The 6,549-nt window shown below is 72.1% G+C and carries 7 protein-coding genes; 2 read left to right on the forward strand and 5 right to left on the reverse strand.

Translation table 11 applies throughout. The features are described from left to right. Positions 1 to 54 precede the first annotated feature (54 nt). Positions 55 to 804, forward strand: a complete 750-nt coding sequence (locus tag Q4F73_RS04395; protein ID WP_303358143.1) for an enoyl-CoA hydratase — start codon at positions 55 to 57, stop codon at positions 802 to 804. Positions 805 to 806: 2 nt separating this feature from the next. Then, a complete protein-coding gene (locus tag Q4F73_RS04400) occupies positions 807 to 1,199 on the forward strand; it encodes a hypothetical protein (RefSeq protein WP_303358144.1) in 393 nt (130 codons plus the stop codon). Here Q4F73_RS04400 and Q4F73_RS04405 read toward each other — a convergent pair. From Q4F73_RS04405 to Q4F73_RS04425, 5 genes are all read right to left on the reverse strand, one after another. Further along, on the reverse strand, positions 1,196 to 2,617 hold the full coding sequence (locus Q4F73_RS04405; protein WP_303358145.1) for an RsmB/NOP family class I SAM-dependent RNA methyltransferase: 1,422 nt from the start codon (positions 2,615 to 2,617) through the stop codon (positions 1,196 to 1,198). The two genes, Q4F73_RS04400 and Q4F73_RS04405, sit on opposite strands and share 4 nt — an antisense overlap. Then, positions 2,614 to 3,546 (reverse strand): methionyl-tRNA formyltransferase, encoded by a 933-nt coding sequence (gene fmt, locus Q4F73_RS04410; protein ID WP_303358146.1) that lies wholly within the window; start codon positions 3,544 to 3,546, stop codon positions 2,614 to 2,616. Before fmt ends, Q4F73_RS04405 begins: the two co-directional genes overlap by 4 nt. Positions 3,547 to 3,555: 9 nt before the next feature. Next, complete coding sequence (gene def / locus Q4F73_RS04415) at positions 3,556 to 4,065, reverse strand: peptide deformylase (protein ID WP_303358147.1); 510 nt, start codon at positions 4,063 to 4,065, stop codon at positions 3,556 to 3,558. Positions 4,066 to 4,089: 24 nt separating this feature from the next. Then, entirely contained in the window at positions 4,090 to 6,099 is a 2,010-nt protein-coding gene (locus tag Q4F73_RS04420; protein ID WP_303358148.1) for a primosomal protein N', read from the reverse strand. A 10-nt stretch (positions 6,100 to 6,109) separates the two neighbouring features. Further along, positions 6,110 to 6,549, reverse strand: a 440-nt coding sequence (locus Q4F73_RS04425) for a methionine adenosyltransferase domain-containing protein (protein WP_303358149.1), incomplete at its 5' end; no start/stop codon positions are given.

Raw genomic sequence — 6,549 nt, forward strand, 5'->3', positions numbered from 1 at the left:
ACATACGGCAAGATGTGAGGTCGCAGAAAGTTCCTCGAACGGAAGGCCCCACCCGTGACCACCCCGCTTGTCTCCACCGCCGACCACGCCGAGGGGCGCATCCGCGTCATCACGCTGGACAACCACGCCAAGCGCAACAAGCTCGACATCGCCATGTGTGACGCCATCGAGTCGGCCATGCTGGCGGCGGTGGAGGACGGCGCGCGGGTCGTGCTCCTCCACGGGGACGGCACCGTGTTCTCCGCCGGGGCGGACCTGTCCGGGGACGTCTACGCCGGGGGCTTCTACCCGCGGCTGCTGCGGATGCTCGGCACGATCCAGACGCTGCCCATCCCGGTGGTCGCCTGGGTCAACGGCCCGGCGATCGGCGCCGGTACCCAGTTGTCCATGGCGTGTGACCTCCGGGTGGTCCACGACACGGCGCTGTTCCGGGTGCCCATCGTCGACGTGGCGATCGCTCTCGACGAGGTGACCATCCGCACCCTGGAGCACCTCGTCGGCGGATCGGTGGCGCGCGCGATGCTGCTGACCGGCGCGGCCCTGTCCGCCGAGGACGCGGTGCGCTCGGGTTACGCGGTCCGGGCCGGCGGGTTCGACGACGCCCTCTCCGTGGCCGAGCTCATTGCCTCCAAGGCCCCGCTGACCCTGCGCCATCTCAAATACGAGTTCGCCCACACCTCGCATGCCCCCTACAGCGATGAGCAGCGCCGGGAGGTGGCTGCCGCGGCCTGGCACTCCCAGGACGTGGAGGAATCCCGCGCCGCCCGGGCGGAAAAGCGCGCCCCCCACTTCCAGGGGCGCTGAGCATGCGGCGGCTGGGGTGGGTTCTGGTGGCGGCCGTGGCCGTCGTCGGCGCGCAGGTCGGCCTGCTGGCGTGGGAACGGCAGCTCCCAGTCACTCAGACGCACTCGGAGGAGGGGGAGGTACGCCGCGAGGCCTCCGAGCTGCTCGAGCATTACCGCGCGCATCCGGCCACCGACGATGCGGGCTACCACCAGGCCTTCCTCTTCCTGCTCAGCGACCGGATCGCCGCCATGACCTTCACGAACGACGAGGCCGAGCTGCGCGAACACCACGCGGGAATCGCGGAGCTGGAACGTCGCTACCTCACCGGCGAGGACCTGGGAAGCACGGTCCGCTACCAGCGCAGTGACGGCACCGTCTTCGAGCACGACGGCCGCCCGAGCCCCGGCAACTAGGCCCTGCGCAGCACCGCGAAGAACATGGCGTCCGTGCCGTGGCGGTGCGGCCACATCTGCACGCTCCGGTGCGAACCGACATCCTCCATCGGGGCGGCCAGCTCGTGGGCGTCGAGTTCCACCGCTCCCAGCTCGCTGACTGCCCGATCGACGATGGCCCGGGTCTCCCGCAGATCCGGCGAACACGTCGAGTAGACGACGACACCACCGGGGCGCACCAGCTCCAGCGCGGAGGCCAGCAGCTCGAACTGAAGGGGGGCCAAACCGTCGATGTCGGACTCCGACTTCCGCCAGCGGGCCTCCGGGCGACGCCGCAGGGCACCGAGGCCGGAGCAGGGGGCGTCGACAAGCACGCGGTCGTAGCCGGGCTGCAGGCCCGGGGAACGGCCGTCGGCGACGTGGACGGTGACGGGCAGGTCGCGGGTGGCCTTGCGCACCAGTTCGGCGCGGTGCGGGGAGACCTCGACGGCGTCGACGTGGGCGGCGTCGATACGCGCGAGCGCGCCCATGAGCGCGGCCTTGCCACCGGGCCCGGCGCACAGATCCAACCAGCGGCCACCGTCCGCGCCCTCGACAGGGGCTTCGACGACGGCACGGGCGATGAGCTGGGAGCCTTCGTCCTGCACGGCCGCCAGGCCTTCGCGCACGGGCTCGAGATCGCCCGGGTCACCGGAGCCGAGGTGGACGGCATAGGGAGAGTACGGCCCTTCCTCGCCGCCGGTCATCAGGGCCAGCTCCTCGGCGGAGATCTCTCCGGGACGGGCCACGAGGTGGACGGTGGGTCGCTGCGAGTCGCCGTCGAGGGCCGCCTCGAGGTCGCCGAGGCCGAGCACACGGGAAAACGACTGCGCGATCCACTCCGGGTGCGCGTGGCGGAAGGCGGCGGCCGCGATCTCCCCGGGCGGGGTGAGCTTGTCGATCCACTTCTCCGGTGCCGTCCGCGAGATGGTGCGCATGATGCCGTTGGCGAAGCCCTTGGCCTTCTCCTGCCCGGCGGCCTCGACGAGGCGCACGGTGGTGTCCACGGCGGCGTGCGGCTCCACGCGGGTGTACAGCAGCTGGTAGGCGCCCAGGCGCAGCGCGTCGAGCACCTCGGGGGCGATCTGGTTCAGCGGCCGCGAGGAGCACTCGCCGATGACGGCATCGAGCACCCCGACGGTGCGCAGCGTGCCGTAGGTGATCTCGGTGGTGAACGCCGCATCACGCTCGGTGATGTTGCGCTCCCGCAGCATGCGCGGGAGGAGGAGGTTGGCGTAGGCGTCGTCCTCGCGCACGCGGGTGAGCACGTCGAAGGCCAGCAGGCGCGGCTTATCGACGCCCGCCGTGTTCCGCCGCACCTGCGGCTTTGTCGGCGGAGCCTGCTTCGCAGGCCCCTTCTTCGGCGCGCCGGAAGCGCGCGACCGGAATCCTCCGCTCATGAAAACCTCACCTTCTGCTCTGCCTGGAGGGCCGCGTTGCCGCGGGCCCAGTCGGCGGCGTTCATCATCTTCTTGCCCGGGGGCTGGGCCTGTCCGAGGGTGACGGCGCCGCTGCCGGTGCCGACGACCACCTCGTTCTTGCGGACCTCGATCTCCCCGGGAGCCAGCTGCGCCTGCGCGCCGGGGGTGACGGGGCCGAGTTTGACGCGGTCGTCGGCAAGCATCGTCCACGCGCCGGGTCCCGGGGTGTGCGCGCGGATGTGGCGGTCGACGGCGAAGTCGGGCTGCGCCCAGTCGACGCGCGCGTCCTCGGTGGTGATCTTCGGCGCGTAGGTGGCCTCGCCCTGCTGCGGCTGGGGCACGAGGGCCCCGGAGGCCAGGCCGTCCATGGTGGCGGCGAGGAGATCGGCGCCGGAGTAGGCGAGGCGGGTGAGCAGGTCATCAGCGGTGTCGGTGTCCCGGATCGCCTCGGTGACCGTTCCCAGCACCGGCCCGGTGTCCAGGCCTTCCTCGATGCGGAAGGTGGCGGCGCCGGTGATGTCGTCGCCCGCGCGGATGGCGGCCTGCACCGGGGCGGCTCCCCGCCAGGCCGGAAGCAGGGAGAAGTGCAGGTTGACCCAGCCGTGGGTGGGCAGGTCGAGCAGGTCAGCCGGGATGAGATTGCCGTAGGCGACCACCGGAATGGCATCGGGCGCAAGCTCGGTGAGGCGGGCGCGGATGTCAGCGTTGTCGCGCAGCGTGGTCGGGGTGAGCACCTCGATCCCGTGCTCCTGGGCCAGGGCACTGACCGGGGAGGGGTGGAGCGTGCGGCCGCGGCCCCGCCGGGCGTCAGGACGGGTGAGCACCGCGAGGATCTCGTGTTCGGTGTCCAGCAGCCGCTGGAGGGCGACGACGGCGGGTTCCGGCGTACCGGCGAAAATCAGACGCATGGGCGCTCCCTACTTGTTGAACCACTCGGAGGTACGGATGGCGGCCATGGCTTCCTTGCGGCGCTCCGGGGTCAGCCGCCTGAGAAAGAGCACCCCGTCGAGGTGATCCGTCTCGTGCTGGATGCACCGGGCCATGAGACCGGAGGCGACCATGGCGACGGGGTGGCCGTCGACGTCGACGCCGGTGACCCGGACCGTCTCATGGCGTTCGGTGTCGGCGGTGATGTCGGGGATGGACAGGCAGCCCTCGTTGCCCAGCTGGGTCTCGTCCCCGATCGCCTCCCACACCGGGTTGATGATGTGCCCGCGCAGGCCGTCCTCGATGTGGCTGCAGTCGTAGACGAAGATCCGGCGCGTCAGCCCGATCTGGTTGGCGGCCAGGCCCACACCTCCGGCCTCATCCATGGTCTCGAGCATGTCGGCGACCAGCGTGCGCAGGGAATCATCGAACTCGGTGATCTCATCCGACCGCGTGGTCAGGACGGGATCACCGAACAGGCGGATCTCGCGGAGTGTCATGGGGAACAGTCTACGTCGCGGCGATCAGCCGATATGGAGGGGATCGACCTGGATGCGCAGCGGCAGGTCCTCCCGGCGGCTGGCCTTGGCCACGACCGCCGCCTTGAGCATCCGACCGAGGCTAGCCCGCGGACCCAGAGGGGCCCGCAGGAGGAGGCGTTGGGGCGGGCCGAACTTCGCCTCGTCGTATTCACCGGGCAGGCTCACGCCCGGGGGCAGGTCGACGGGGCCGAGGACCTCGACCCCGGGGGGCAGATCGACGTGCTCCCGGAAGGCGTCGAGGGCGGCGTTCGCCCCGTCGACGGCGGCCATGTGGACGGCCGGGGGGAAGCCGACGTCGCGACGCTGCGCCAGCTCCCGCGCCGCCGCCCCCACCATGTCCCAGCGGATGAGGGACTGCACCACCGGCAGCCCGGGATCGGCGACCACCACCACTTCCCCGCTCTGGAAGGCGGGAGCGACGAGGGTGGCCACCGCCGCCCATGCCGCCAGGGTGTCCTCGGTGGCGCGGAGGTCCTGCCGGCCCAACAGCGACCACGTGTCCAGCAGCACTCCCGCCCCGTAGGTCCCGCGCGGTTCCGCACCGGGGGTGGCCACCACGAGGGCCTTGCCCGGCCCGACGGTGTCGACGATCCGGTTGCCCCCGGAGGTGATCACCTTGACGCCCGGGAAGGCGCGGCCCAGTTCCTCCGCCGTGCGCTCGGCGCCGAGGACGACGGCCCGCAGCTTCACCGAGCCGCACTCCCCGCAGCGGTGGCGGGCGTCCGGTGCCCCACACCAGCGGCAGGTGGGCACCCCGGCGTCGGTGCCCACGGGCAGTCCCAGGGGGCCGTGGCACTGGCGGCACCGGGCCGGCGCCCGGCAGGTGCCGCAGGCCAGCGTGGGGACATATCCCTTGCGCGGCACCTGCACCAGGGCCGGTTCCCCGCGTCCCAGGGCGCCCCGCAGCGCCTCGAAGGCGATCTTCGGCAGGCGTGCGCTCGCGGCCAGGGGGTCGCGTTCGAGTTCGAAGTCCGAGTCGCCGACGGCCCGGATGAGCGGTGCTTTCCGACGCACCGTCTCCCGCGACGCCACCAGCCCGTGCGCCCACCCCGACTCGACCAGCAGCTGCGCCTCCGCGGTCCGCGTGTACCCGGCGACGATGAGCGAACACCCCTCCTGCGCGCTGCGGGTGGTCAGTACCTCGCGGGCGTGGACATAGGGCGCGCGCGGGTCGACGAGGTTGTCGTCGCCGTCGTGGAGGATGACCGCCAGCCTCAGGTCCGCCACCGGGGCGAACGCCGCCGAGCGGGTGCCGATGACCAGCCGCCCCTGCCCCGCCAGCACCGACAGGAACCGCCGGTAGCGGGCCTGTGGCCCCTGTGCCGCGGTGAGCACGGTGATCTGCTTCGCGCCCACCAGCTCCCGCAGGGCCTCCTCGAGCGTATCGACGTCCCGTTGATCCGGCACCACCACCAGCGCCCCGCCGCCGTCGATGACCACCTTGACGGCCAGGGCGGCCAGCGCCTGCGCCCAGGAATCTCCAGGGGCGACCTGCCACGCCGCGCGCGCCGTCTGCCCGGCCAGGACCGCGTCGACGAAGGACTGCCCGTACTCGTAGGCGGCCCACGCCGAAAGATCCGGCTCGCTGACCTCCCCCAGCTCCTCCCAGGGAGTGGAGACATCGGTCTCCTCCGCGCGGGCGTGGCGCGAGGGCACCGCCGCGCGGATGAGATCGGAACGGGTGCCGGCGTAGCGGTCGGCGAGGGCGTCGATAAGCGCGGCCGTACGGGGCGGGTAGACGACATCCGGGGAAATGATCCGCTCGATCCACTTGAGCTGGCCCTCGTGGTCGGTGTGCGCGAGGCGCTCGAGCAGCAGCGCGTCGATAAGCCGCCCGGCGAAGCGGATGCGTACGCGCACCCCCGGCTGGGCGATGTCGTCGAGGTCGGCGGGCACCTGGTAGTCGAAGGCCCGGTCGAGGTGCGCCAGGCCCAGCAACGGCAGAACCCGCGCCACCGGCAGGTGTTCTGCGGGGACGCGGGGAGAGGCCATGCCGCTTACTCTAGCCGCGGGCGGCGGCGCGGAGCTCGTCCACCCGGTCGGTGCGCTCCCACGGCAGATCGAGGTCCAGGCGCCCGAAGTGGCCGTAGGCGGCGGTCTGGCGGTAGATGGGGCGCAACAGGTCCAGCTCGCGGATGATGGCGGCCGGACGCAGGTCGAAGACCTCCTCGACAGCGCCCTGGATGGCGGCGTCGCTCAGCCCCTCGGCGGCGGTGCCGAAGGTCTCCACGTACAGGCCCACCGGCTTGGCGCGTCCGATGGCGTAGGCGACCTGGACCTCGACGCGCTCGGCCAGCCCGGCGGCGACGATGTTCTTGGCCACCCAGCGCATGGCGTAGGCGGCGGAGCGGTCGACCTTGGACGGGTCCTTGCCGGAGAAGGCGCCACCGCCGTGGCGGGCCATGCCGCCGTAGGTGTCGACGATGATCTTGCGGCCCGTCA

It is taken from the genome of Corynebacterium sp. (assembly GCF_030535495.1).
In the GTDB taxonomy this organism is placed as follows: Bacteria; Actinomycetota; Actinomycetes; order Mycobacteriales; family Mycobacteriaceae; genus Corynebacterium.

Coding starts and splice junctions, on each gene's coding strand:
- Q4F73_RS04400 (WP_303358144.1), top strand. CDS start 807: ATGCGGCGGCTGGGGTGGGTTCTGGTGGCGGCCGTGGCCGTCGTCGGC.
- def (WP_303358147.1), bottom strand. CDS start 4,065: ATGACACTCCGCGAGATCCGCCTGTTCGGTGATCCCGTCCTGACCACG.
- fmt (WP_303358146.1), bottom strand. CDS start 3,546: ATGCGTCTGATTTTCGCCGGTACGCCGGAACCCGCCGTCGTCGCCCTC.
- Q4F73_RS04420 (WP_303358148.1), bottom strand. CDS start 6,099: ATGGCCTCTCCCCGCGTCCCCGCAGAACACCTGCCGGTGGCGCGGGTT.
- Q4F73_RS04405 (WP_303358145.1), bottom strand. CDS start 2,617: ATGAGCGGAGGATTCCGGTCGCGCGCTTCCGGCGCGCCGAAGAAGGGG.